Genomic DNA, 23,025 nt, shown 5'->3' with positions numbered 1-23,025 from the left:
TTATTTCCCGCTGAAAGAAGGAGGGCGCTTGGCGAAGAAGGCACTAACCCCTTCACGGTAATCGTCGCTGCGGCCGCCGAGACGCTGCAGATCGCGTTCTAAATCGAGCTGCTGATCGAGGGTGTTGCTGGCCGAACTGTAGAGGGCTTTTTTAATCAGCCCCAGCCCGTAAGTCGGTTGGGTCGCCAGATGCTGCGCCAGCGTTTGGCTGGTGGCGGCCAGTTCATCCGCAGGCACCACCTGCCAGATCATCCCCCAGGCCAGCGCCTGTTGTGCGCTGATTTTATCCCCCAGCATCGCCATGCCCATGGCACGGGCATGGCCCGCCAGGCGCGGCAGGAACCAACTGCCACCGGAGTCCGGCACCAGCCCCAGACGGCAGAATGACTGGATAAAGTTGGCATTGTCGGCGGCTATCACGATATCGCAGGCCAGCGCCAGGGCGGCCCCGGCTCCCGCTGCCACGCCGTTGACCGCGCAGACTACCGGCTTCGGCAAGGCGGTCAGGCGGCGGATCAGCGGGTTGTAGAAGCGTTCTACCGACAGGCCCAGATCCGGTGCCTGTTGTTCAACGCTGACGTTGCGATCGTTCAGATCCTGCCCGGCGCAAAACCCGCGTCCGGCACCGGTGATCAGCAGACAGCGCACGCTGTCGTCGCGCTCGGCGAGGGTCAGCGCTTCGCTAAGCTGGCGGTGCATCTCGTCGTTAAAGCTGTTGAGCCGGTCCGGCCGGTTGAGGGTCAGGGTCAGCACCCCGGCTTCCAGATGGGTGAGAATCAATGCGTTATCCATAAATCAGCGCCCCTGATAGTTTGGCGTACGTTTTTCGAAGAAGGCGGCGATGCCTTCACGGCGATCGTCGGTGGCGGCCAGGGTGACAAACTGCTGGCGCTCAATGGCCAGCCCCTGGCTAAGGCCGGTTTCTTCAGCCTGTTTCAATGCCTGTTTGGCGGCGCGTAATGCCAGCGGCGCCTGCAGGCTGATACGTTCGGCAATCTGTTGCGTGCGTTCCAGCGTCAGCGCATCGACACAGACTTCGCTGACCAGGCCGCTTTGTAGTGCACAGGTGGCGTTGATGGCTTCACCGGTCAGAACCATCTGGCTGGCGCGCGATTTGCCGACGCAGCGGATCAGGCGCTGGGTGCCACCGGCCCCCGGCATCAGGCCGAGGGTGATTTCCGGCAGGCCAAAACGGGCGCTTTCACCGCAGATAATGATGTCGCAGGCCAGCGCCAGTTCGCAGCCGGCGCCCAGCGCATAGCCGTTTACCGCCGCCAGCAGCGGTTTGCTGAACTGGGCCAGCCGCTGCCACAGCAGTGGGCGGCGATCCGTCAGCGCGGCAGGCAGATCTTGTTTTTGCAGCTCATGCAGATCGGCACCGGCGGCAAAGAAGCGGGGCGCACCGGCAATCACCACGGCACCCACGCTGACATCGGCATCAGCCTGTTCCAGCCAATAAACCAGCTGTTCCAGGCAGGGAGTATTCAGGGCGTTGCGGGCCTCTGGACGCTGTAACGTCAGGGTCATCACGCGCTGTTGGCGTTGTTGCAGGATCAACGGGGTTTCCATGGTCGGTTCCTATACGTCAAAGTCCAGGACCACGCCGTCGCCGCGTGGCCACGACTGGCAGCTTAAAACGTAACCTGCGGCCAACTGATCCGGCTCCAGGCTGTAGTTGACGGCCATATCCACCTGACCGGCCTTCAATCGGCATTTGCAGGTGGCGCACACGCCGCCTTTGCAGGCGTAGGGCAGATCGGCGCCCTGACGCAGCGCTGCATCCAGAATGCTGTCATCCTGCGCACTCACTTCGATATTCAAGCGGCGGCCGTCCAGCAGAATTTCCACCCGGGTAGCATTGCGGTTGGCGTCATTGACCGGGCGGGCAACCATGCCACTGGTGTTAAAGCGTTCGCTGTGAATGTGCCCGGCAGGTACGCCGGCCTGTTCAAGTACGCTCTGGGCGTCGTCCATCATGCTTTCCGGCCCGCAGATAAAGGCGTGGTCATAGTCACGGTAATCCAGCAGGGTGTCGCCGATCGCCAGCAGGTGCTCACGGTCGATACGGCCGCTGAGCAGCGGGCTGTCGAGGCTCTCCTGGCTGAACATGTACAGTGGCTGAAAGCGTTGCGGGTAGCGGTTCTTCAGATCGCACAGCGCCTCTTTGAACATCACCGAACGGCTGCTGCGGTTGCCGTAAATCAGCGTGAAACTGCTGAGGGGTTCGAGTTGCAGCGTGGCTTTGATGATCGACAGCATCGGCGTAATGCCCGAGCCGGCGGCAATCGCCAGATAGTTACCGCAGTTTTCTGCCTGTGGCTGATAGCCGAAACGTCCCTGCGGCACCATCACCTCCAGTGCGTCACCGACTTTCAGCAGGCGATTAACGAACGAGGAGAAGCGGCCCTGATGAATGGCTTTAACGCCGATCTGCAGCAACCCTTCCTGCGGCGAGCTGCAAATGGAGTAGCAGCGGCGTAGCTCTTCGCCGTCGACCCGCGCCTTCAACGTCAGATGCTGGCCGGGCGTATAGCAATAGTGACTTTTCAGTTCTTCGGGCACCCGCAGAGTGATGGCTACGGCGTCCGGCGTTTCGCGCTCGATGGCGGCGACGTTCAGGCGATGGAAGACCGTCATGGTTTTTCCTAAATGCATTTGAAGTAGTCGAAGGGTTCACGGCAATCGCAGCAGCGGTACAGCGCCTTGCAGGCGGTAGAGCCGAATTCGCTGATTTTCTCGCTGTGGGTGCTGCCGCAACGCGGACAGGGCACCGGGCCGTGCGCCAGCGGTTTGTCACAGGTATGGCCCTGTGGCGGCGCGACGCCGTATTCCCGCAGTCGCTCACGCGCAGCCGCATTCATCCAGTCGGTGGTCCAGGCGGGGCTGAGTTGGATGGTGACTTTCACCGGACTGAAACCGGCCTCGGCCAGCCGTTGTTCGATCGCTTCGAGCAGGAACTCGGTGGCGGGGCAGCCGGAGTAGGTCGGCGTAAAGGTAATATGCCAGCCGTGCCCTTCGGCTTCGACGTCGCGCACCATGCCCAGATCGGTAATCGACAGTACCGGCAGTTCCGGATCGCTAATCTGTTGCAGACAGTGCCAGATTTGCGGGATTTCGGCGGGTTGCAGCCGGGTAACGTTCATCACGGCCTCCTACCAGTTAGCGTTGGGATAGGCGCGTTGCAGAAACTGCATCTCCGCCAGCAGTGGGCCGAGGTGCTCGCTGTGCCGCCCCTGTTTGCCACCGTGACGGAAGGCCTGTTCGGCCGGCAGTTGCAGGTTGGCCTGTCGCAAGGTGTCGCTCACCAGTGCCAGCCACGGCGCTTCAAGCTGGCGCGGATCGGCGGCAATGCCCTGTTCTGCCAGTTGCCGCTCCAGCTCATCGGCGTGAAACAGCTCGGCGGTAAAGCGCCACAGATTGTCCAGCGACTGCTGAATTTTTTGCTGACTGAGCGGGCTGCCGTCACCGAGGCGGATCATCCAACCGCGGCTGAAGCGCAGGTGGTAATGCGCCTCTTTGAGGGACTTGGCGGCAATGGCGGCCAGTTGCGCATCGCGGCTGTGGCTCAGTGCCTGATGCAGTTGCACGTGATAGGCATCCATCAGGAACTGGCGCACCAGCGTGTCGTTGAAACCACCGTTGGGCTGTTCAGCCAACAGCAGGTTGTGAAACTCACGTTCGTCACGGCCGAAGGCCAGGCGATCTTCGCTGTATTGCGGCCCGGCCAATTCGGCGGCATAACCGAGAAAGTTGCGTGCCTGGCCGAGCAGATCCAGGCCAATATTCGCCAGCGCCAGGTCAATCTCCAGCTCCGGCGCGTGGCCGCACCAGGCGCACAGTCGCTGAGCGAGGATCAGTGGCGTATCGCCCTGACGTAAAATATAAGTAATTCGCGGATCGGTAAGGGTCATGGCCGCCTCTACATGTTCTTGATGCCGTCGGGAATGGTGTAGAACGTCGGATGACGGTAGATCTTGTCATCGGACGGATCAAAGAAGGCTTCGCGGTCTTCCGGCTGCGAGGCGATCAGATGGCTGGACTGCACCACCCAGATGGAGCAGCCTTCGTTGCGGCGGGTATAGGCGTCGCGGGCATTCTCCAGCGCCATCTGGTCATCGGCGGCGTGCAGGCTGCCGACGTGACGGTGCGCCAGTCCTTGTTTGCTGCGGATAAACACTTCATACAGCGGCCATTCAACGTGTGTCATCATCGGTTCCTTTTAGGCGGCGGTTGAGGTGTTTTTGGACGCGTGAGCCAGGGCACCTTCGCGGACCCAGGCACCTTCGTCCCAGGCGCGACGTTTGGCCTGCAGCCGCTCGTGGTTGCATTGCCCGCGGCCTTTGATCACCTCGTGCAGTTCACTCCAGTCGATTTCACCGAAGCGGTAGTGGCCGGCGGTTTCGTCCCATGCCAAATCCGCATCCGGGGCCGTCATGCCCAGGGCTTCCAGCTGCGGCACGGTGTTGTCGACAAACTTCTGCCGCAGCTCGTCGTTGCTGTGGCGTTTGATCTTCCACGCCATGCTTTGCGCGCTGTGCGGTGAATCGGTATCGCTTGGGCCGAACATCATCAGCACTGGCCACCAGAAGCGGTTAATCGCGTCCTGCAGCATGGCTTGCTGTTGCTTACTGCCGTTGGCCATCGCCATCACGGCCTCGTAACCCTGACGCTGGTGGAAGCTCTCTTCCTTGCAAATTTTCACCATCGCCCGCGCATAAGGGCCGTAAGAAGCACGGCACAGCGCGACCTGGTTGACGATCGCTGCGCCGTCTACCAGCCAGCCAATCACCCCGATATCCGCCCAGTTGAGCGTCGGGTAATTGAAGATCGAGGAGTATTTCATCTTGCCGTCGAGCATTTTCTGGTAGATGTCCTGGCGCGAGCAGCCCAGGGTTTCGGCGGCACTGTACAGATACAGGCCGTGCCCGGCTTCGTCTTGCACCTTGGCCAGTAACACTGCTTTGCGGCGCAGGGTCGGCGCCCTCGTCAGCCAGTTGGCCTCCGGTAACATGCCAACCACTTCGGAATGGGCATGCTGGCCAATCTGGCGGATCAGGTTTTGGCGGTAGGCCTCCGGCATCCAGTCTTTGGCCTCGATGGAGGTATCCGCCGCAATCTTGTCGTCGAAGTGTTGCTGATATTGCGCGTCAGTTGTCATGCTTGCCTCTTGGTGATTCGTATTTTTCACATTAAACATAAAAATGTGAATCACATTAACTAACCATAAGGCTACAAACTGATAACAAAAAGATCAAACGACATTTATGTGGTTTTGCGATGGCACTCACAGGTGTTTTTGTTATTTGATTGTTATTTATCAGTATTTAAAATTAAAAAGCGGCAGGGAATGACCGGATTAGCGCGCTAAAACCCGCTGGTGTTCTATTTTTGTTAAATTTCATCCAAGAGAAAACTGGACAATACCTGATACGTAATTAATCCTTGTGGTGTAAATTTATGAATTCCGGAGGGGCCATGCAGCAGTTACACAGTTATCTTTCTGGCGGTTGGGTGTTCGGCCAGGGAGCCGCCCGTGAAATCCATCATGCCGTTACCGGCGAAGCGCTGTATCAGGTTTGTTCCGACGGTCTGCCGCTGGCTGCCAGCCTGGCGTATGCGCGTAGCAAGGGTGGCCGGGCGCTGGCACAAATGACCTTCCAGCAGCGCGCGCAAATGATGAAAGCGGTAGCCAAACACCTGTTGGCGCATAAAGAAGCGCTGTATGAGATTTCGTATCAGACCGGCGCGACCCGCAGTGACGGCTGGGTGGATATAGAAGGCGGTATCGCCACGCTGTTTGCCTATGCCGGTCTGGCGGGGCGTGAACTGCCGGACGATACCCTGTGGCCGGAAGATGAACTGATCCCGCTGTCCAAACAGGCGCAGTTCGCCGCCCGGCATGTACTGACTTCACGCCCAGGCGTGGCGCTGCATATCAATGCCTTCAACTTCCCCTGCTGGGGGATGCTGGAAAAGCTGGCTCCGACCTGGCTGGCGGGCATGCCGGCGATCATCAAGCCGGCAACCGCCACCGCGCAGTTAACCCAGGCGATGGTCAGGCTGATTATCGACAGTGGCCTGGTGCCGGAAGGCGCGTTGCAACTGGTGTGCGGTGGCATCGGCGATATGTTTGACCATCTCGATTATCAGGACGCGGTGACCTTTACCGGCTCGGCACAGACCGGTCAGCGGCTACGTGCCCATCCGCGCCTGCTGGAAAAATCCATTGCCTTCACCATGGAGGCCGATTCGCTCAACTGCTGTGTGCTGGGGGAAGACGTTACGCCGCAGATGCCGGAATTTGCGCTGTTTATCAAAGAAGTGTGCCGCGAGATGACTGCCAAGGCCGGGCAAAAATGTACCGCTATCCGGCGGATTATCGTGCCGGCGAAGCGGGTCGCTGAAGTGCAGCAGGCGCTGTTGCAGCGGTTGGCCGGCGTTACGGTGGGTGATCCTAAACTGGAGCAGGTGCGCATGGGGGCGCTGGTCAGCCACGAACAGCGCGATGACGTACAGCAGAAGGTTGATTTCCTGCTGCATAACGGCTGTGAGCCACTGTGTGGTGCAGTGGCGGATAAACTGGCGGTGTTGGGCGAAGAGGCCGCCAGGGGGGCATTTTACCCGGTCACGCTGTTGTACTGCGCCGATCCCTTTACTCATCAGGCGGTGCATGGAACCGAGGCGTTCGGGCCGGTGGCGACCCTGATGCCTTATCAGCATACCGAACAGGCGATTGAACTGGCATTGCTCGGACAGGGCAGCCTGGCAGGGTCTTTGGTGACCGCCGATGAAGCGCTGGCAACGCAGTTTATCCGCGCCACCGCCTGTGCCCACGGCCGCATGCTGATCCTGGATCAACAGGCGGCGGCGGAATCTACCGGCCACGGTTCACCTCTGCCGATGCTGGTGCACGGCGGACCAGGGCGGGCCGGTGGCGGCGAGGAGCTGGGCGGGCTGCGGGCGGTAAAACACTATATGCAACGCACGGCGATCCAGGGCAGTCCGGCGATGCTGGCGGCGATCGGCCGTGAGTGGGTGCGCGGAGCAACGGTGATTGAGGATCCGGTTCATCCGTTCCGCAAATACTTTGAACAACTGCGGCTGGGGGACAGCCTGCTAACCGCACGCCGCACCGTGACCGAAGCCGACATTGTTAACTTTGCCTGCCTGAGCGGCGACCATTTCTATGCCCATATGGATAAGATCGGAGCCGCTGAGTCACTGTTTGGCGAGCGGGTGGCGCACGGCTACTTTGTGGTTTCTGCCGCTGCCGGGCTGTTTGTCGATCCGGGTGTGGGGCCGGTGATCGCCAACTACGGCATGGAAAATCTGCGTTTTATCGAACCGGTGAAAATTGGCGATACCATTCAGGTACGGTTGACCTGCAAGAAGAAAATCCGCAAGCCGCAAAAAAACGCTGAAGATCGTCCGCACGGCGTGGTGGTGTGGGACGTTCAGGTGCTCAACCAGCATCAGCAGGCGGTGGCGTTGTACAGTATTCTGACCCTGGTGGCGCGCCAGCAAGGGGATTTTGAGGCGGCAAGCTGAGAGGGCAACAGCAGGGGGAAACCCTGCTGTTGGAAGCGGATTAAAGCAAGGGTTGCTGCAGCAAGGTTTCCAGCATCTTCAGCGGTGATTGCTGTGGGTTTTTCATGGCGTCGACCGGAGCAGGAAGGTTTGTTCCAGCATAAACTGGCCGGCCATCGCCGCATGCGGGGTTTGATCGGAAAAACAAATCCAACTGCTGCCCGGTGGCAGGTCGAGCGCCAACTGCGAGCTTTGCTGCTGGTAGTTCTGGTCAGCCTTCATCGCATCATGCAGTTGCAGCATCAGGTGATCGTAATGGCTGCGGCGGCGCTTGGTGATACCGACTTTATGTTGCAGCCAGCTGTTCAATGGCGAATAGCGCGGCAGCCGCGGCATAAAGCGTTGTGCCAATTGGGGAAAGGGTTCGCCGATACGCCATTGGCGGTGTTCACCGTGGGGATTGATGTTGGTGAAAATACGCAGGATACGTTCACCCAGGTTGGGGCGCGAAGGGAAAGCGTCGACGTGCAGACGACTGTCGTCTTTACGCCATGAGCTGGTCGCACGCCAGGCCGATACCGGGTGCAGGCGCAGGCTGTTGGCCGGCGTATGCAAGGTTTGCTGATAGTGAGGCAACAGCCCGGCGATCAACTGCCGACTGGCCTGATAATAACGTTCCAGCAGTGCCTGCACCTGTGGCCGTTGCGCGGCTATGGCTACGCCGGATAATTTGTGAGTCTCCGGCCAATAGCTGATGTTTTTACGTTTTATATCTACCAGTGCGGGATCCAATAACGTTATTTCATCGTCTAATAATGGAAAGTTTAACTCGGGCAAAAACAGGATTTTCCCTTGCTCCAGCGCCTCGACGGCGGTGAGGGAAAGGGGAGTGGGAGCACTGTCCCACTGCTGCTGTGGCAAGATCATCAACGCCTGCTCTGGCGTAAGGTTATCCGCGCGCATAATATCTCCTTGCGAATGGGTAATATTTTAATTGTTTTTATTTGAAATGATTTATATCCAGCAGGAATGAATTTGGAATTAAAATAAATGCTATTAATAAGCTGGATGGCGTGATGCTAGCATTATTAAAATGCACCAAAAAGTAAACAGACATTAAACGGCAGGGTAATGGCACGAATGGGTAAAATAGACTGGGCTGAAATCAATTAATTTTCATCGGTAATCAATTAAAGATATAAATTGGTTTTTATGTTTTTAATCAGTGGGTTGGTTTTGTTTTTGTCGATTGCCCGGCGTTTATCCAGGGCCGCCCTGGTCAGAGACGGCCCCGGCAGATTAAGCGGTATAAATACGGTTTTTACCCTGGGCCTTGGCTTGATACAGGGCGCTGTCCGCCTGATTGATAAAGCTCATTGGCGTGTCGTTATACATATGTGGCACCTTGGCATAGATACCTATGCTGATGGTGACGATACCATGCGGGTTGCCCTGATGCGGGATTTTCAAATCGCGCACCGCTTCGATGACGCGCTCGGCGAAAATCAGTGCCCCCTGAACGTCGGTATCCGGCAATATAATGGCCATTTCCTCTCCGCCGTAACGGGCCATAATATCATTACTGCGGCTGGCCATTCCCTTGAGCATTTGCCCGATCTGTTGCAGACACTGGTCACCGGCGACGTGGCCGTAGATGTCGTTATATTGCTTGAAACAGTCGATATCCAACATCAGCAGCGCCACGCTGCGGTAATTGCGAGAAGCGCGCATCAGCTCATTCTTCAAGGCGATATCAAACTGGCGGCGGTTGGCCAGGCCAGTCAGGCCGTCCAGCAATGCCAGCTCCTCCAGCGTCCGATTGATGCTGGTTAGCTGATCGCGAGTGCGCATCAGTTCGGCTTCGGTGCGCACGCTGTGGTTAATTTGACGCATCAGCACCAGCCCCATCGCCAGCAGAATGGCCAGCAGGGTGGCACCGCCGAGGGCAAACACGCTGGAATCATTACGCCAGTCGGATAGCGCATCTTGCTTCGATAACCCGGCGGCGATCACCAGCGGATAGCGGTTGACCCGCGAATAGCCATAAATCCGCTCTACCTTGTCGTAACGGGAGGTGATAGTGGCATTGCCGAATTCGGAGTGCGGCAGAATCTCACGGAACAGCACGCCCTCGGCGATATTCTTGCCGATGGCGTTAAGGGAGTAAGGGCGACGGTAGAGAATGGTGCCGTCAGCCAGTAACAGGTTGAGTGAAGCGTCACTGTTCAGCGCAAAGGTATCGTAGAACTGGCGGAAATAATCGACATACAGCGTGGCCAGTATCACTCCGGCAAAGCTGCCGTCCGGGTTGTTGATACGGCGTGATACCGGAATGATCAAATCGCCGGTAGAGCGGCTGCGTACCACCTTGCCGATATAGATCGCGTTACTGTTGTGATCGAGGTGATATTTAAAATACTCGCGGTCGGCGTTATTGGCGTTTTGTACGAACCGGCCCGATGAGGTGACGATCCAATTGCCACGGGCGTCGTAAACAAACAGGCCATGCAACTGGGGCTGATTGCCCACCTGTGTTTGCATCACTTTCTGCAGTCGCAGCAGGGGGTGTTGAGCCAGGCCGTCAATTTGAATACGTTCGCTCAGGTCAGACAGCGTGCTGTCTGTCTGCATAAAGGTATCGTCGGCATGCTGCGCTAACGCGCGGGCCAGATTGGCGGATTCCAGTTCGGCGCTTTGCAAGTCGCGTTGATAGGCATTCCAAATCTGCCAGGCGTTAAACAGCACCAGCGTGACGGCAACGATGACGACGAACACGCCGGCCTGAAATAATAACGGGGAATTTTTACCGTTGCGTGGCCGTTCGGCATCCTGCGGTTGCTGCTGTGTCATGTCACCCTTGCTGTAAAATATTCAAATCGCGCTAAGAACAATCCTACATCTTATTCGTTAATCACCTGGACCACTACTCCTTAAACGGTGAAAATGAATAAGTTGTTGAGGGCAGAGGAAGAATATATTGGCTCCGATTATATCCTTCGCGCTAAACCGGCCGAGAGAATACAGGGATCGCTTGCATGTCTGACTACATCATTATTACTTTGTTGACGCTGGTGGTTTATTACCCGCTGACCCTGGGAGTGCTGGCGTTAATGATCGCCTTTGCCTGGCGGCAGCGTAAGTCGCCTTATTGGCGTTTGGGATTGGTGCTGTTGACTGCGTTGTTTGTGCTGTTCGCCATGGCGGCCTATGACTGGTATCGCTATAACTGAGGATTGCTGCTGCGATGTTCGCTATTGGTGGCGCACACCGCAGCGGGATGACGGGCTATTCAACGTTAACCATCCAGTTGACGCCAAACTGGTCGGTCAGCATGCCAAAACCTTTGGCCCAGAAGGTGGACTGGTAAGGCATGGTCACCTGGCCGCCCTGCGACAGTTTTTCAAACAGTTCGCGGCCTTGCTCCACGGTCGTCGGGTTGAGTGACAGGGCAAATCCTTTGTGTGATGCGTCGGCGCCATCTTGTGGGCAGCCATCCGAGGCCATCAGCGCCGTTTCACCGATCAGCAACCGGGCATGCATGATGGACTCCGGATTGACATCCTGCGGGTTGCCCTGTTTGGCTTCCTCGGGCATCTCTTTGTAACGCATCATCATTTCAAGCGTCGCACCTAGCTGCTGCACGTAAAAGTTCACCGCCTGTTCACAGTTACCGCTAAAGAACAAATAGGGTTGAATCACCATGACATTGACCTCTGTTATGGCCCGTCTGGGCGTTTAGCGGCCGGCGGGCAGGGAGCAATAGTTTCGATTTGCGACTATTACCGTTGGAAACTTACAAGTGTAGTGCGAATTATGCTGAATGCGCGGCTGTTCGATCACGCTATGGAGATTTATTACCTCCTCAGGCCTATTGGCCGAAAAAGCGGGATGGTTCATCCCGATTTGGACAGATTATCTGAGCGGTCAGGGTTCCTATACTCGTTGCAACCTTCACTAATGGAGTCACTGTAATGAGCAAGCAATCTTTGAATGGAAAAGTGGTGTTGATCGCTGGCGGTGCCAAGAACCTGGGTGGCCTGGTGGCACGCGATCTGGCGGCCAGCGGGGCTGCGGCGGTGGTTGTGCATTACAACAGTGATGCGACCCGGGCGGCAGCGGAGGAAACGCTGAAGGCGGTTAACGCGGCGGGCGCCAAGGCGATCCTGGTGCAGGGCGATCTGACCCAACCGGCTAACGTGGCACACCTGTTTGAGGAAGCGATCAAGGTATTTGGCAAAGTGGATATTGCCGTCAATACCGCCGGTCTGGTGATCAAAAAACCGATTGCCGAGGTGACCGAAGCGGATTACGACAGCAGTTTCGACATCAATTCCAAGGCGGCTTTCTTCTTTATTCAGCAGGCGGGCAAGCATCTGGCCGATAACGGCCGAATTGTGTCGATCGTCAGTTCACTGCTGGCGGCTTATACGCCGTTCTATGCGGTCTATCCAGGGAGCAAGGCACCGGTGGAGCACTTTACCCGTGCGGCATCCAAGGAGTTTGGCGAACGCGGCATCAGCGTGAATGCCATCGGCCCCGGCCCCATGGACACCCCGTTCTTCTACGGTCAGGAAAGCAAAGAGGCCGTGGCGTATCACAGTACAGCCGCTGCGCTGAGCAAGTTCTCGAAAACCGGCCTGACCGACATTGAAGACATCGCGCCGATCGTCAAGTTTTTGGTCACCGACGGCTGGTGGATCACCGGGCAGACGCTGTTTGCCAACGGTGGCTATACTACCCGTTAATATCAATTCTGCTGCGGCCGGTGCCGCAGCCTGTTTAACAGGATGCACTGCCGGTGGATAAAATAGGGAGATTACGGGTGTTTATCCAGGTTGCCGAGGTGGGCAGTTTTATCCGCGCTTCGCAAATTCTGATGATGCCAAAAACCACGGTTTCGGCGGCGATACAGCAACTGGAACACGAAATGGGTGCCCGCCTGTTTCATCGCACCACTCGCCGGGTACAACTGACCAGCGATGGTGAGCTGTTGCTCGAAAAAGCGCGTGACCTGCTGTTAGACGTGCAAACATTGGACACTTTGTTTCATCGGCACAATGGCCCGATCGATGGCCGTTTGACGGTCGATGTCCCCAGCCGTATTGCCCGGCGAATGATTGTACCGGCGTTACCGGACTTTTTTCTGCAGTACCCCGAAATTCAACTGTTTCTCAGCGCCAGCGACCGTTCGATCGATCTGATCCAGGAAGGGATCGACTGCGTGGTGCGTGTCGGTAGTCTCAGCGACAGCAGCCTGGTCAGCCAGCCGCTGGGTCGCCTGAGCATGATCAACTGCGCCAGCCCGGATTATCTGCAACGTTACGGAACGCCTGCACACCCTGATCAGTTGGACGATCATTGGGTCGTGGGCTACGCGCAGCCGACTCTGACAGGGGCGGATAGCTGGCAATGGCAGCAGGATGAACAGTGCGTTGAAAAAACGCTGCGCAGTCGGGTGACGGTAAATAATGCAGAAAATTATATCGGCTGTTGCCTGGCGGGGTTGGGAATGATGCAGATACCGCGTTTTGATGTTCAGCATTACCTGGATAATGGCAGCCTGTGTGAGATCTTGCCGCAGGCCCGGCCGCCCTCGATGAGCATTGCGCTACTTTATCCTCATCGTCGCCAGCGTTCCGCACGTTTAACCGCTTTTGCCGAGTGGTTTAAACAATTGATCAAACCCTTTTGTGAGATCTGACCTTTGACGGCCAATGGGATTTTTATCCAAGCACAGGGGAATTTGTTGTTGGCTTTCAGGTAATTAATCTTCTGTAAAAACAAGACACAATTAAAATCATCAAAAAAGTGACAAAGGGTGTGTAACATTACATCAGCAGTAGGGTGGCAGAGCCATCCCAGACGGCAGCCAGGGCGTAAAGCGTGGCCAGTATCAGCAGAAACGGCGTATTGGTCATGGTCTGTCTCCTGCGGGATGATTCCCTTTGTTATAGCGTGCAGAAATGACAGTGGGATGAATTCGGTCGATTTTTTTACCCTAAAATTCAGACGGACGGAAATGGGTAAACTGCTGATATTTGACTATAGTAACAGTGTGAAGATGCGTGTTTATCAAGATTCACCCCTGTATCGCGCTGCCGGTAATGCTCGGCATAGGGCAATAGAGTTGTGAAAGTATCGTCAGGGTTGGAGCAGGTGCCATCATGGGCCTGGTGATAGGGTTTCTTTTAGGCAAAAAGTAATAGGGAGAGTAAAAATGGGCATCATTTCCTGGATCATTTTTGGGTTAATCGCCGGTATCCTGGCTAAATGGATCATGCCGGGCAAAGACGGCGGTGGCTTTATCGTGACCGTCATCCTGGGCGTCATCGGTGCAGTTGTCGGCGGCTATATCAGTACCTTCTTCGGTATGGGTCGTGTTGATGGCTTCAATCTGGGCAGCTTTGTTGTCGCAGTCATCGGTGCCCTGGTGGTGCTTTTTGTCTACAGAAAGATCAGAAACTAATCAGATACTGATCAACAGGGTCGCTGCGGCGGCCCTTTTTTCGTTAAATCACAAGGGTCGAGCGGCCTGAGCCGACGGCTGGAAGGGGAAGATCATGGGTCTGTTTGATAGCGTATTGGGCAACATTCTGGGCGGCGCCAACGGTAAAGGCATCGATTACGTCGCCATCATGCAATGGGTTGAGCAACAGGGTGGCCTGCAGGCGATCCTGGACAAATTCCGTCAGGGACAATTCGGCGATGTGGTCGGTTCATGGCTGGGTAACGGTGAAAACCAGCAGATCAGCGGCGATCACGTGCAGCAGGCGCTGGGCAGCGATGCCATTAACCAACTGGCCGAAAAGCTGGGTATCGATCCGGCTCAGGCATCCGCCACCATTGCGCAGTTCCTGCCAACGGTCGCTGACGCCGCCTCGCCAAATGGTGAAGTGCAGCAGAACAGTAACGAACTGGGCGATATGGTCGGCAAACTGTTCAAATAAGATTTATGCCCCCGGCACCTTGTCGGGGGCATAATTTAGCGTCACACCCTTAATGTTCCCCAATGCCCCCTGCAAATAATCTACCCAGGCCCGCACTTTGCCGGGTATAAACCGTGCAGCGGGATAAACCGCATGCAGCGCCATCGGCGGATAACGCCAGGCCGGCAAGATGGGGACCAGTGCGCCACTAGCCAATTGTCGACCGATCAGCGGCCGCTGTGCGCCGCCAATACCCAGCCCTGATTCAATCGCCGCCAGCAGTGAAAACGTATTGTTAGCGCGGAATACCGGGCGCAACGCCACCACCTCGGTACCATCAGGGCCGATTAACGTCAGCGTGTCCCCGTCGCTCAGGCCGCTGTAGCGGATATGTGGATGGGCTGCCAGTTCCTTCAGGCTTTGCGGTTCGCCCTGTGCCGCCAGGTAGGCCGGTGAGGCCACCAGAATACGCTGTAACTCTCCCAGCCGCCGCGCCACCATCCCCGGTGAACTCAATTCGCCAAAGCGGATCGCCACATCGATGCCTTCCGCAATCACATCCGCCCGACGATCGTCCAACAACAGTTCGATATTCAGATCTGGATGCTGTTGCTGAAAGGCAATTGCCAGTGGCGTCAGGTGCTGTTGGCCGAACCCCGTTGGTGCATGGATGCGTAACGACCCTTGCAGCCGCAGGTTTTGGCCGTGTAGCGCTTCTTCCGCTTCACCCACCGCCGCCAGAATCGGTTTGACCTGCCGGTAATAGCCCGCGCCGGCGTCGGTCAGCGTCACCGCACGGGTACTACGAAACAGTAACTGCACGCCCAGTTGCTGCTCCAAACCGGCAATCTGCTGGCTGACGGCAGGCTGGGTCAGGCCCAGATCGCGGGCGACGGCCGAGAGGCTGCCCAGTTCCGCGACCCGGACGAAGGTATTCATCGCGCTCAGCTTGTCCATCGCCACTCCATCTATAGATTTATCTTATAAGTGTTAATGGTAAAGGCCCTCTACCGCAAGCTTTGTTAATCAATCAAAGTGAAAGTCTCAAGCGATACGAAACCGGAGACACAACATGCAAAACAATAAACTGGCGCTGGTGGTCGGTGCTAACGGCGTTATTGGCGGCAAGCTGATTGAAGAACTGGAGCAACAAGGTTGGCAGGTGGTGGGTTTGTCCCGGCGCGGAGGCGTTGACCGGCCGCAGGTGCGTTATCTGGCGGTCGACCTGCTGAATGCACAAGCCACACGCGATGCCTTGCGTTCGCTGACCCAGGTCAGCCACATTTTCTACGCCGCCTATCAGGACGCCCCGGACTGGGCGGGGCTGGTGGCGCCTAATCTGGCGATGCTGAGCCATGTGGTGGAAGCGCTGGAACCGGTAGCGCAAGGGTTGGAGCACATCAGCCTGATGCAGGGCTATAAAGTGTATGGCGCTCATTTGGGGCCGTTCAAAACTCCGGCGCGGGAGAGTGATGCCGGGCACATGCCGCCGGAGTTCAACCTGGCGCAGCAAAGCTATCTTGAACAGCGCCAGCAAGGGAAAAACTGGCACTGGAGCGCAATCCGTCCCAGCGTGGTCGGCGGCTTCTCGCTGGGCAACCCGATGAACCTGGCGCTGACCCTGGCGGTTTATGCCTCTATCAGCAAGGCGCTGGGGCTGCCGTTACGTTTTCCCGGCAAACCCGGGGCTTACCACAGCCTGCTGGAAATGACCGACGCCGGGCTGCTGGCGCGCGCTACGCTGTGGGCGGCGACTGAGCCTGCGGCCGCTAATCAGGCGTTTAATATCAATAACGGTGACCTGTTTCGCTGGAGCGAGCTGTGGCCGAAAATTGCCGGTTATTTTGATCTGGAGGTCGCTCCGCCGTTGCCGATGCCGCTGGCGTCGGTGATGGAGGATAAAAATGAGCTGTGGCAGGCCCTGGCGCAACAGCATGAGTTGGTCGAAGCGGATTACCGTGCGGTAGCGAGTTGGCGCTTTGCCGACTTTGTTTTCTCGTGGGATTACGACATGTTTGCCGATGGCAGTAAGGCGCGCCGCTTTGGCTTCCATCAATTTGTCGAAACCGAGGCGATGCTGTTCGCGCTGTTTGACGAATTCCGCCGTCGCAAGATTATTCCTTAAGTCGGCTGGCGGGACGGGCGTTTTTTATGGCAATCTTTGGCTGCCGCCAAACGCGGCAGTCAGGAGGCCGTCACCCCGACAGGCCCGGATCGATGATGAGGAATTAACCGTGACAGGGATTACCGCCATACTGACGCTTTTGCTGGCGCTGGTGACCATTGCGCCACTTTCAAAGCATGCAGCCTGGTGGATCCGGGTGTGGGACTTTCCCCGCCTGCAAATACTGGCGCTTTCGTTATTGGTGTTATTGCTTAACCTGCTGTTTGTGCCGTTGTCACCCTGGGTGTGGGGCATGATGGCGGTAAACCTGGCCTGTGTGGTTTATCAGGCCGCGTGGATTTACCCCTATACCCGGCTGAGCAAACCTCAGGTGCTGGGTTTTACCGGCTATCAGAAGAAGCCGCGCATCCGCATTCTGGTATCCAACGTATTAACGCCCAATCGCCAGGCGGATAAACTGCTGGCACTGGTGGCGACCGAACGACCGGACGTGCTGGTGGCGGTAGAAACCGATGGTTGGTGGGAGCAGCAACTGTCGGCGCTGGAGCAGGACTATCCCCACAGTTTGAAATGTCCGCTGGATAACCTGTACGGCATGCATGTCTATTCACGGCTGAAACTCAGCGATGCGCAAATACAGTATCTGGTGGATGAGCAGATCCCGTCGATGCACATGATGGTGCATTTGCCGCAAGGGCCACAGGTACGTCTGCACTGTGTTCATCCGATGCCGCCGAGCCCGACCGAAAATGAAGAATCGGAAGACCGCGACGCCGAACTGGTGATGGTGGGGAAAAGCGTGGCCAAATCGGAGGTTCCGGTGATTGTGACCGGCGATCTGAATGATGTGGCCTGGTCGACCACCACCCGGCTGTTTTTGAAAGTCAGCGGCCTGTTGGATCCGCGTCGCGGGCGCGGCATGTTCAGCACCTTTCATGCCGGCTACCCGTTCCTGCGTTGGCCACTGGATCACGTGTTTCACAGCGATGACTTTGTTCTCGGTTCGCTGCGTCGTTTAACCCACGTAGGTTCGGATCACTTCCCGATAATGGTGGAGTTGGTCTATTCACCAAGGCAGGGGGCACAGCAGGAAAGCCTGGAGAAAGACCGCGAAGACGAAGCGCTGGCGCAGGAGAAACTGGCCAATACCGACTCATCTCCGGAAGACGTGCACACGCCAGGTACCTGAAACCATAACCCCGCAGTGCAGGCTGCGGGGTATTCGGGTTTAGACAGTCAGCATGATTTTGCCAATATGCTGGCTGGACTCCATCAATGCATGGGCTTCGGCCGCCTGTTCCAGCGGGAAGGTTTTGAAGATCTGGGGTTTTAACGTTCCGCGTTCCAGCAGCGGCCAAACCTTCTGCAGCAAATCAGCGGCAATTTGCGCCTTATCTTCCACGCTACGCGCGCGCAGGGTGGAGCCGGTGTGGGTCAGGCGTTTGATCAGCAGCGGCATCAGGTTCAATTCCTTCACCACGCCGTTCTGGGTGCCGATTTGCACAATGCGGCCGTCCATCGCTGCCGCCTGATAGTTCTTCGCCACGTAGTCACCGGCAATCAGATCGACAATCACGTCGGCGCCCTTGCCGTTAGTGGCGCGTTGGGTCTGCTCAACAAAATCTTCGTTGCGGTAGTTAATCGACACATCGGCACCCAATGCCAGGCTGGCCTGGCGTTTTTCTTCGGAGCCGACGGTGGTGATCACCCGGGCGCAGAAGGCTTTCGCCAGCAGGGTTGCCACGGTGCCAATGCCGGAGGTGCCGCCGTGGATCAACACGGTTTCACCGGCCTTCAGATGCCCGCGTTGGAACACATTGACCCAGACGGTAAAGAAGGTTTCCGGGATCGCCGCCGCTTCAATCAGGCTAAAGCCCTCGGGGACCGGCAGTGCGTTGCTTTCATGGACCTTGCAGTATTCTGCATAACCGCCGCCGGCAATCAGGGCACACACCTTGTCGCCGATGGCATAATTTTGCACGCCTACGCCGGTGGCGACCACCACACCGGCGATCTCCAGACCAGGAATATCCGATGCGCCGGGTGGTGGCGCGTACTGACCCCGGCGTTGCAGCACGTCAGGACGGTTAACGCCGGCAGCGGCAACTTTCACCAGAATTTCTCCCTGTTGCAGGGTCGGCAGTGGCCTTTGGCTACTAACCAGAACCTCGGGTTCGCCAGGCTGGCTGATTTCGATGACTTTCATGGTGCTGGGCAGCGCTGGGTTGGCTGACATGGTGGTTCTCCTCAGTTGGCGTTCAGGCGCAGTAACCAGTGTAGGTAACCGCCTGCTGTAATTCATAATTTATCTTACAGAAATGCTGAGGGGAGAATGTGGATCATTGGGCGGTTTCAATACGGGAAAGTGGGGCGCCGCCGCAGGGGCGGCATGGGATTAATCGTTGGGCGGGATGCGAAAACCTTTTAGCGAGACGATAAAATGTTCTTTCCCTTTGGAGATTTTGGCACCGCGATCACACCACAGGCTGGCAAGCTGGAAAAAGTCATCGCTGTCGATGTCATAGGCCAGTTCGATTTTCTTAGCCGTGCCGTAGCGGATCAGCTTTTCTGCTTCCTGGTGGTTTGTTGCTCTAATGGTAGTCATAACGAAATCCTTGGTATTGAGCCAGAGCGGATAATCGTCGACCATGATATGGCTGTATTGTGACAATTTTGTGATAAAAAAATGACAGAGCGTGGACTTGTGGCCTGGAGCATAGCGCCGATGCCATGCTCCAGTAACGCTTGCGTTAACGATCGTGTGGACGCAATAGGGTGCTTTTCTTCTGTGATTTAAAGTGCTTATACAACGCGAACCCTGAAATGCCGGCTAATGCGGCCAGCAAAAGTAGATATTCAGTCGCCATCTGACAACCCTCCGATAAAGCATGGCTAAGGAGCGGCTATTTGTGACAGTTATCACGTTATGCCGCAATGAGACCATTCTGTAAGAAGCCAGGTGACTGAAATTCAGAGATAAAAAAAGCGCCTATAGAGAGGCGCATAAAATATTGCAACACAGCTTGTTGTGTTCAGCACCAGGAGGAGTGGTGAACAGGTCGCCATTGTATGAATTGCACGCGGCGGCAGCTATAGGGATAACTCTTAAAGCGCCGCTACCACTGATAACCCATGCTCACGTTGTAATCAGGCTCCTGATCGGTGGAGTAGGGATCTGACTGGCGGCGGCGATCGGTTTTTTTCACCGGGCCAAGATTCGGGCCGTAATTAAGGGATGAATACGGCTTGGCGCGCGGACGGCTGCAGCCGGGATGATCACATTCCATATCAACGCGAAAACCGGTTTTGTCTTCGGTTTCTGACCACACCACCGGCGGCTTGACGGCTTTTTTTTCTGGGCCAAGGGCGGTTTGCGGTGCGGGTGCCGGTTTGATGCTGGGCTCCGGTGCGGTGTAGGACAAGTCCAGCGCCTGGGCTGGGGTGCTCAGTATCAACAGAGCGGTGCAGCAGGACGCTGCCAGCGTATGCCATCTCAGCATGGTCAATCTCCCTTTATAGTTACGCAGCGCAACTATAAATCAGCCAGACGAGAATTACTATCATTTGTGCTTATTCATCGCCGGCGCGGGAGTTGGCGGCGTCAATGTTCAGGTCTACTCTATCAGTAACTTCTCTTTATAAGACATCGAACTATGACCACTGACACTGCGGCGTTGAACCTACGCCAACGCAGCTATCGACTGCTGTTCGACAACCATTCCCGCAGCGGTCGCAGGATGGAGGCTTTTTGGGTCAGCACCGCATTGCTCAGCGTGGTGCTGCTGTTCCTTGAGCCGGGCGGCAGCGCCTTGTACGCTCCGGGCCAGCAAGCCATTTATCTTTTCTTTTGCACCGAGATTATTTTTACCGTTATTTTCACGTGTGAATATTTGCTCCGACTCTGGAGCACGCCACCTGACCAGCACTATGCCCGCAGTTTTTTCGGCGTTGTCGATTTATTGACGGTGTTACCGATGTACATCATCTGGCTGTACCCGCATATGACGGTAGAATTCGTGATGCTACTGCGAGTCGTGCGAATACTGCGGGTATTACGGGTGTTGAAGCTGCTGCGTTACATGAGTGAGATGGGCATGATCTGGCGCAGCATCAAGTTGGCGCGTCATAAGCTGGCGATGTTTTTTGGTTTTGTCGCCGTGGTGCTGTGTGTCTTTGGCGGCCTGATGTATGCGGTTGAGGGCGGGAGTGGGGGCTTTACCAGCCTGGCGGCCTCCGTCTATTGGGCGGTAGTGACACTGACCACCGTGGGATACGGTGATATTGTTCCTCATACCCCGTTGGGGCGGTTATTGACCTCGGTACTGATCCTGTTGGGTTACTCAATCATTGCGGTACCGACCGGCATTCTGACGGCTTATATGTCACAGGAGTTGCAACGCAACCGCGAAAGGCGAAATTGTGAGCAATGTCAACGAGGTGGCCACGAGACGGATTCTGCATTTTGTAAATTTTGCGGCAGCCTGCTCCCTCCGTTAACGGGGAAACACAGCCAGAAATGATTAAAAATCGAGCTAAGTGGTTTAAATCCTGCGCGTTTGGTCCCGTTTCCACCGAGGGGCTTATAAAAAGAGTTGCTATTAAAGTCTCATCGTGAGTTAATGCTTCTCGGCCTGTGGTACAGACCTATTTATGCACGACATTTTGAGTAAAGTAGTTCAAATTTAAAGCGTTATCCTAGATAGCACTTCACTGACGAATTTCCTTTCTAGTGCCTCCATAAGTAACTGATGACCGGCTATTTCTTGCCCATGGTGGCGTAAATTTAATATTGTAGGAATTAACATGTCTAACATGATCAAAGGTCAAGTGAAGTGGTTCAACGAGTCTAAAGGTTTCGGTTTCATCACTCCAGCAGACGGCAGCAAAGATGTGTTCGTACACTTCTCTGCTATCCAGGATCAAGGCTTCAAGACCCTGGCTGAAGGCCAGAACGTACAGTTCTCTATCGAGAACGGTGCTAAAGGTCCGTCAGCGGCTAACGTTACCGCTATCTAATCGGCCTCTCGCTGATTAATAAAAACCCGCCAAGGCGGGTTTTTTTGTGTCTGTCATTCGCCACAGGCAAAAAAAAGCCCGCAAGTCTGCGGGCAAAAGTTCCTTGTTACTTCTTCATTTGCAGGTACTTCTCTGGGGGGGAAGCACCAGGCAACAGACTACCCGTTGCGCGCTTAAGATTCTGCCGACAAAACGTTAAGAAAGTGAAAAAGCCGCATGCCGGATGGCCTGCTACGCTTGTAGGAAGACGCTATGCAGGTGATCAGCGGATTAACTGGTGGTGCACGGTATTTTTCTCACCTCATTGTGTAATACACTGACATCAATGATAAATGATGGGGCAAGGCATGAAAGCTAACGATCTGGTAACGGTAAAAACTGACGGTGAGCAGCGCCGCGAAGGAGTGATCCTGGCGGTGGAAGAGTTTAATGAGGGGATCATGTACCTGGTGTCCTTGCCAGACTATCCAGCCGGTGTCTGGTTCTTTAACGAGATAGACAGCCGTGACGGTACCTTTGTTGAGCTACGGCAGGCGGTACCCAAGTAACCTTGGGGGAAACGGCAATACCTCTCCAGTACATTAATTTAATTCGCAAGGTTTACGGCAGGCAATTATTCCGTAGCGGTAGGAATAATCCATTTTTTACTGCGGGAATACCCGTCGCGGCCGAGAATTTCGTCGCGAGCAGGTATTTAGGTTATTTAAATGTGTGATATCCAGCACTATGGGCTGAACGACATTTAAAACCAACGTTTAGCAGAGTACACGACAAAGCTGTCCATCTAGCGGCTATTGACAAATATCCCACTGGTCAGCGTGTCGGTTAAACGGACAACATGGTAAATAATCTGCTTGTTGTGCGTTTTAATTTTTCTTTTGATATTTCCCTTATGGGAAGAGACTGTTTTCGCTTTAATTTGCATCTGGTCGGATATCTGGATGGTGCCCTGACCCGACATCCACATACGTAACATGTTGGACTCGGTTTGGCTCAGCGTAACGGGTGTCTGATCAAAAGAAGTTTTTTCAGTACGGGGGACTTTTCTCTCCAGATAGTGACTAAGTAATTGATTCATAGTCTCTGGTTTGATTGATTTCGACGAGATGATGACATTTTTACGAACATATAAATAATCGTCAAAATGTACGTTGGTAATAGCCATAAAGATGAAGAATAAAGTGTCAGGGTGCAGCGAAATCACCCCTTTTATACGTTCCGTCGCGTTCGCTTCGTGTATAAAACAGTCTTCATTAATAAATACCAGACTAGGCTTCAACTTGCTGCATTTTTCATGTAGATCGTCGATATCATTAATAGCATTAATCTGGCGTTTTTTTACTCCATGTGTTGTCAGGTAGTCTGTTAAACCTAATCTGGTATAGCTGCATGAATCCATAATGATCGTTGGCATATCTCACCCCCACTTAA

General features: G+C 55.6%; 25 protein-coding genes and 1 pseudogene. 11 read left to right on the top strand and 15 right to left on the bottom strand.

Features of this window, described 5'->3' with window-relative positions:
• From paaG to paaA, 7 genes are read right to left on the bottom strand one after another with little or no spacing between them, the layout of a single operon-like run.
• Window positions 1–792 (bottom strand): 2-(1,2-epoxy-1,2-dihydrophenyl)acetyl-CoA isomerase PaaG, encoded by a 792-nt coding sequence (gene paaG / locus NHG65_RS16755; RefSeq protein ID WP_099064746.1) that lies wholly within the window; start codon window positions 790–792, stop codon window positions 1–3.
• Between the two features lie 3 nt (window positions 793–795).
• Window positions 796–1,569: a 2,3-dehydroadipyl-CoA hydratase PaaF gene (paaF, locus tag NHG65_RS16750; protein ID WP_085117420.1), complete on the bottom strand. Its 774-nt coding sequence runs from the start codon at window positions 1,567–1,569 to the stop codon at window positions 796–798.
• Window positions 1,570–1,578: 9 nt separating this feature from the next.
• The gene (gene paaE, locus NHG65_RS16745) at window positions 1,579–2,637 is read right to left on the bottom strand and encodes a 1,2-phenylacetyl-CoA epoxidase subunit PaaE (protein ID WP_207978317.1); all 1,059 of its coding nucleotides are present in this window, start codon (window positions 2,635–2,637) and stop codon (window positions 1,579–1,581) included.
• Between the two features lie 8 nt (window positions 2,638–2,645).
• Window positions 2,646–3,143 (bottom strand): 1,2-phenylacetyl-CoA epoxidase subunit PaaD, encoded by a 498-nt coding sequence (paaD, locus tag NHG65_RS16740; RefSeq protein WP_489844383.1) that lies wholly within the window; start codon window positions 3,141–3,143, stop codon window positions 2,646–2,648.
• Between the two features lie 9 nt (window positions 3,144–3,152).
• Complete coding sequence (gene paaC, locus NHG65_RS16735) at window positions 3,153–3,911, bottom strand: 1,2-phenylacetyl-CoA epoxidase subunit PaaC (RefSeq protein ID WP_499182446.1); 759 nt, start codon at window positions 3,909–3,911, stop codon at window positions 3,153–3,155.
• An 8-nt stretch (window positions 3,912–3,919) separates the two neighbouring features.
• On the bottom strand, window positions 3,920–4,207 hold the full coding sequence (gene paaB, locus NHG65_RS16730) for a 1,2-phenylacetyl-CoA epoxidase subunit PaaB (protein ID WP_017893307.1): 288 nt from the start codon (window positions 4,205–4,207) through the stop codon (window positions 3,920–3,922).
• A gap of 12 nt (window positions 4,208–4,219) precedes the next feature.
• Window positions 4,220–5,158, bottom strand: coding sequence for a 1,2-phenylacetyl-CoA epoxidase subunit PaaA (paaA, locus tag NHG65_RS16725; RefSeq protein ID WP_314733045.1), 939 nt, complete (start codon window positions 5,156–5,158; stop codon window positions 4,220–4,222).
• A gap of 317 nt (window positions 5,159–5,475) precedes the next feature.
• Between paaA and paaZ the strand changes: the two genes are divergently transcribed.
• A complete protein-coding gene (paaZ, locus tag NHG65_RS16720) occupies window positions 5,476–7,548 on the top strand; it encodes a phenylacetic acid degradation bifunctional protein PaaZ (protein ID WP_499182445.1) in 2,073 nt (690 codons plus the stop codon).
• Window positions 7,549–7,588: 40 nt separating this feature from the next.
• Here paaZ and kdoO read toward each other — a convergent pair.
• Both kdoO and NHG65_RS16710 read right to left on the bottom strand, forming a co-directional pair.
• Window positions 7,589–8,490: pseudogene (gene kdoO, locus NHG65_RS16715) on the bottom strand (Kdo hydroxylase KdoO).
• 336 nt (window positions 8,491–8,826) lie between these two features.
• Window positions 8,827–10,377: a sensor domain-containing diguanylate cyclase gene (locus NHG65_RS16710; RefSeq protein WP_099064739.1), complete on the bottom strand. Its 1,551-nt coding sequence runs from the start codon at window positions 10,375–10,377 to the stop codon at window positions 8,827–8,829.
• Window positions 10,378–10,562: 185 nt separating this feature from the next.
• On the opposite strand from NHG65_RS16710, the gene NHG65_RS16705 reads away from it, so the two are divergent.
• Window positions 10,563–10,757 carry a hypothetical protein gene (locus NHG65_RS16705; protein WP_099064738.1) on the top strand — a complete coding sequence of 65 codons (195 nt, stop codon included), beginning with the start codon at window positions 10,563–10,565 and terminating at the stop codon, window positions 10,755–10,757.
• 55 nt (window positions 10,758–10,812) lie between these two features.
• Here NHG65_RS16705 and NHG65_RS16700 read toward each other — a convergent pair whose 3' ends face one another.
• Window positions 10,813–11,229 carry a VOC family protein gene (locus NHG65_RS16700; RefSeq protein ID WP_099064737.1) on the bottom strand — a complete coding sequence of 139 codons (417 nt, stop codon included), beginning with the start codon at window positions 11,227–11,229 and terminating at the stop codon, window positions 10,813–10,815.
• A gap of 269 nt (window positions 11,230–11,498) precedes the next feature.
• Here NHG65_RS16700 and NHG65_RS16695 point away from each other — a divergent pair, with 269 nt between their 5' ends.
• The 4 genes from NHG65_RS16695 (at window position 11,499) to NHG65_RS16680 (ending at window position 14,474) form a co-directional block, all read left to right on the top strand.
• On the top strand, window positions 11,499–12,272 hold the full coding sequence (locus tag NHG65_RS16695; RefSeq protein WP_499182444.1) for an SDR family oxidoreductase: 774 nt from the start codon (window positions 11,499–11,501) through the stop codon (window positions 12,270–12,272).
• Window positions 12,273–12,325: 53 nt separating this feature from the next.
• Complete coding sequence (locus tag NHG65_RS16690) at window positions 12,326–13,228, top strand: LysR family transcriptional regulator (protein WP_099064735.1); 903 nt, start codon at window positions 12,326–12,328, stop codon at window positions 13,226–13,228.
• 516 nt (window positions 13,229–13,744) lie between these two features.
• A complete protein-coding gene (locus NHG65_RS16685; protein ID WP_099064734.1) occupies window positions 13,745–13,993 on the top strand; it encodes a GlsB/YeaQ/YmgE family stress response membrane protein in 249 nt (82 codons plus the stop codon).
• A 94-nt stretch (window positions 13,994–14,087) separates the two neighbouring features.
• Window positions 14,088–14,474 carry a YidB family protein gene (locus NHG65_RS16680; protein ID WP_099064733.1) on the top strand — a complete coding sequence of 129 codons (387 nt, stop codon included), beginning with the start codon at window positions 14,088–14,090 and terminating at the stop codon, window positions 14,472–14,474.
• 3 nt (window positions 14,475–14,477) lie between these two features.
• Here the strand turns inward: NHG65_RS16680 and NHG65_RS16675 are convergent, their stop codons facing one another.
• On the bottom strand, window positions 14,478–15,410 hold the full coding sequence (locus NHG65_RS16675) for a LysR family transcriptional regulator (RefSeq protein ID WP_499182443.1): 933 nt from the start codon (window positions 15,408–15,410) through the stop codon (window positions 14,478–14,480).
• A 115-nt stretch (window positions 15,411–15,525) separates the two neighbouring features.
• Between NHG65_RS16675 and NHG65_RS16670 the strand changes: the two genes are divergently transcribed.
• Both NHG65_RS16670 and NHG65_RS16665 read left to right on the top strand, forming a co-directional pair.
• The gene (locus NHG65_RS16670) at window positions 15,526–16,578 is read left to right on the top strand and encodes an SDR family oxidoreductase (protein WP_261426291.1); all 1,053 of its coding nucleotides are present in this window, start codon (window positions 15,526–15,528) and stop codon (window positions 16,576–16,578) included.
• A 109-nt stretch (window positions 16,579–16,687) separates the two neighbouring features.
• The gene (locus NHG65_RS16665) at window positions 16,688–17,767 is read left to right on the top strand and encodes an endonuclease/exonuclease/phosphatase family protein (protein ID WP_499182442.1); all 1,080 of its coding nucleotides are present in this window, start codon (window positions 16,688–16,690) and stop codon (window positions 17,765–17,767) included.
• A 39-nt stretch (window positions 17,768–17,806) separates the two neighbouring features.
• Here the strand turns inward: NHG65_RS16665 and NHG65_RS16660 are convergent, their stop codons facing one another.
• The 3 genes from NHG65_RS16660 to NHG65_RS16650 all read right to left on the bottom strand — a co-directional run bounded on the left by NHG65_RS16660 (window position 17,807) and on the right by NHG65_RS16650 (window position 20,078).
• On the bottom strand, window positions 17,807–18,814 hold the full coding sequence (locus NHG65_RS16660; RefSeq protein ID WP_112349552.1) for an NAD(P)H-quinone oxidoreductase: 1,008 nt from the start codon (window positions 18,812–18,814) through the stop codon (window positions 17,807–17,809).
• A 159-nt stretch (window positions 18,815–18,973) separates the two neighbouring features.
• The gene (locus NHG65_RS16655) at window positions 18,974–19,183 is read right to left on the bottom strand and encodes a hypothetical protein (protein WP_012145776.1); all 210 of its coding nucleotides are present in this window, start codon (window positions 19,181–19,183) and stop codon (window positions 18,974–18,976) included.
• 511 nt (window positions 19,184–19,694) lie between these two features.
• Window positions 19,695–20,078, bottom strand: coding sequence for a hypothetical protein (locus NHG65_RS16650; protein WP_207978343.1), 384 nt, complete (start codon window positions 20,076–20,078; stop codon window positions 19,695–19,697).
• A 153-nt stretch (window positions 20,079–20,231) separates the two neighbouring features.
• Between NHG65_RS16650 and NHG65_RS16645 the strand changes: the two genes are divergently transcribed.
• From NHG65_RS16645 to dsrB, 3 genes are all read left to right on the top strand, one after another.
• Window positions 20,232–21,098, top strand: coding sequence for an ion transporter (locus tag NHG65_RS16645; RefSeq protein ID WP_207978344.1), 867 nt, complete (start codon window positions 20,232–20,234; stop codon window positions 21,096–21,098).
• A gap of 283 nt (window positions 21,099–21,381) precedes the next feature.
• Entirely contained in the window at window positions 21,382–21,594 is a 213-nt protein-coding gene (gene cspE, locus NHG65_RS16640; protein ID WP_004946278.1) for a transcription antiterminator/RNA stability regulator CspE, read from the top strand.
• 347 nt (window positions 21,595–21,941) lie between these two features.
• Window positions 21,942–22,142 (top strand): protein DsrB, encoded by a 201-nt coding sequence (gene dsrB, locus NHG65_RS16635; RefSeq protein WP_085117402.1) that lies wholly within the window; start codon window positions 21,942–21,944, stop codon window positions 22,140–22,142.
• A 236-nt stretch (window positions 22,143–22,378) separates the two neighbouring features.
• On the opposite strand, the gene rcsA is transcribed toward dsrB, so the two are convergent.
• Window positions 22,379–23,008, bottom strand: coding sequence for a transcriptional regulator RcsA (gene rcsA, locus NHG65_RS16630; protein ID WP_099064726.1), 630 nt, complete (start codon window positions 23,006–23,008; stop codon window positions 22,379–22,381).
• Window positions 23,009–23,025 lie beyond the last annotated feature (17 nt).

Source organism: Serratia myotis (genome assembly GCF_027474885.1).
GTDB lineage: Bacteria > Pseudomonadota > Gammaproteobacteria > Enterobacterales > Enterobacteriaceae > Serratia > Serratia proteamaculans.
This window is presented reverse-complemented; position numbering and strand designations above follow the sequence as displayed.

Coding starts and splice junctions, on each gene's coding strand:
- NHG65_RS16700 (WP_099064737.1), bottom strand. CDS start 11,229: ATGGTGATTCAACCCTATTTGTTCTTTAGCGGTAACTGTGAACAGGCG.
- paaZ (WP_499182445.1), top strand. CDS start 5,476: ATGCAGCAGTTACACAGTTATCTTTCTGGCGGTTGGGTGTTCGGCCAG.
- NHG65_RS16655 (WP_012145776.1), bottom strand. CDS start 19,183: ATGACTACCATTAGAGCAACAAACCACCAGGAAGCAGAAAAGCTGATC.
- paaE (WP_207978317.1), bottom strand. CDS start 2,637: ATGACGGTCTTCCATCGCCTGAACGTCGCCGCCATCGAGCGCGAAACG.
- paaD (WP_489844383.1), bottom strand. CDS start 3,143: ATGAACGTTACCCGGCTGCAACCCGCCGAAATCCCGCAAATCTGGCAC.
- paaA (WP_314733045.1), bottom strand. CDS start 5,158: ATGACAACTGACGCGCAATATCAGCAACACTTCGACGACAAGATTGCG.
- rcsA (WP_099064726.1), bottom strand. CDS start 23,008: ATGCCAACGATCATTATGGATTCATGCAGCTATACCAGATTAGGTTTA.
- NHG65_RS16695 (WP_499182444.1), top strand. CDS start 11,499: ATGAGCAAGCAATCTTTGAATGGAAAAGTGGTGTTGATCGCTGGCGGT.
- NHG65_RS16670 (WP_261426291.1), top strand. CDS start 15,526: ATGCAAAACAATAAACTGGCGCTGGTGGTCGGTGCTAACGGCGTTATT.
- NHG65_RS16685 (WP_099064734.1), top strand. CDS start 13,745: ATGGGCATCATTTCCTGGATCATTTTTGGGTTAATCGCCGGTATCCTG.
- NHG65_RS16645 (WP_207978344.1), top strand. CDS start 20,232: ATGACCACTGACACTGCGGCGTTGAACCTACGCCAACGCAGCTATCGA.
- paaC (WP_499182446.1), bottom strand. CDS start 3,911: ATGACCCTTACCGATCCGCGAATTACTTATATTTTACGTCAGGGCGAT.
- NHG65_RS16660 (WP_112349552.1), bottom strand. CDS start 18,814: ATGTCAGCCAACCCAGCGCTGCCCAGCACCATGAAAGTCATCGAAATC.
- NHG65_RS16680 (WP_099064733.1), top strand. CDS start 14,088: ATGGGTCTGTTTGATAGCGTATTGGGCAACATTCTGGGCGGCGCCAAC.
- paaG (WP_099064746.1), bottom strand. CDS start 792: ATGGATAACGCATTGATTCTCACCCATCTGGAAGCCGGGGTGCTGACC.
- NHG65_RS16710 (WP_099064739.1), bottom strand. CDS start 10,377: ATGACACAGCAGCAACCGCAGGATGCCGAACGGCCACGCAACGGTAAA.
- paaF (WP_085117420.1), bottom strand. CDS start 1,569: ATGGAAACCCCGTTGATCCTGCAACAACGCCAACAGCGCGTGATGACC.
- NHG65_RS16705 (WP_099064738.1), top strand. CDS start 10,563: ATGTCTGACTACATCATTATTACTTTGTTGACGCTGGTGGTTTATTAC.
- NHG65_RS16650 (WP_207978343.1), bottom strand. CDS start 20,078: ATGCTGAGATGGCATACGCTGGCAGCGTCCTGCTGCACCGCTCTGTTG.
- NHG65_RS16675 (WP_499182443.1), bottom strand. CDS start 15,410: ATGGACAAGCTGAGCGCGATGAATACCTTCGTCCGGGTCGCGGAACTG.
- paaB (WP_017893307.1), bottom strand. CDS start 4,207: ATGACACACGTTGAATGGCCGCTGTATGAAGTGTTTATCCGCAGCAAA.
- dsrB (WP_085117402.1), top strand. CDS start 21,942: ATGAAAGCTAACGATCTGGTAACGGTAAAAACTGACGGTGAGCAGCGC.
- cspE (WP_004946278.1), top strand. CDS start 21,382: ATGTCTAACATGATCAAAGGTCAAGTGAAGTGGTTCAACGAGTCTAAA.